The following is a 546-nucleotide window of genomic DNA, read 5'->3' as shown; positions in this document are numbered from 1 at the left end:
ACCCGATGGAACTGTAAATATCACATAGTTTTCGCGCCCAAATACCGAAGACAAGCGTTCTATGGAGAGAAGCGTAGGGCAGTAGGCAGCATATTAAGAAAATTGTGTGAATGGAAAAACGTACGAATTCTGGAAGCAGAATGTTGTGCAGATCATATTCACATGCTTCTGGAGATCCCGCCGAAGATGAGTGTGTCGAGTTTCATGGGATATCTGAAGGGTAAAAGTAGTCTGATGCTTTACGAGCAGTTTGGGGATCTAAAATTCAAATACAGGAACAGGGAGTTCTGGTGCAGAGGAGAGGGTACTATGTCGATACGGTGGGTAAGAACACGGCGAAGATACAGGACTACATAAAGCACCAGCTTGAAGAGGATAAAATGGGTGAGCAATTATCGATCCCTTATCCGGGCAGCCCGTTTACGGGCCGTAAGTAACGAAGTTTGATGCAAATGTCAGATCGTATGCGCCTGTTAGGGCGCGGCTGGTAAGAAAGCCTTACAGGCGCATCAGAAAAACCTCCGGCTATGCCGGAGGATATTTATT

General features: G+C 46.2%; 1 pseudogene. It reads left to right on the top strand.

The annotated features are described in order from the left end of the window. Positions 1–437: pseudogene (gene tnpA, locus J4728_RS23730) on the top strand (IS200/IS605-like element IS200F family transposase); the annotation flags it as partial. Positions 438–546 lie beyond the last annotated feature (109 nt).

Source organism: Salmonella sp. 32070601201500089SM (genome assembly GCF_017573605.1).
In the GTDB taxonomy this organism is placed as follows: domain Bacteria; phylum Pseudomonadota; class Gammaproteobacteria; order Enterobacterales; family Enterobacteriaceae; genus Salmonella; species Salmonella enterica.
This window is presented reverse-complemented; position numbering and strand designations above follow the sequence as displayed.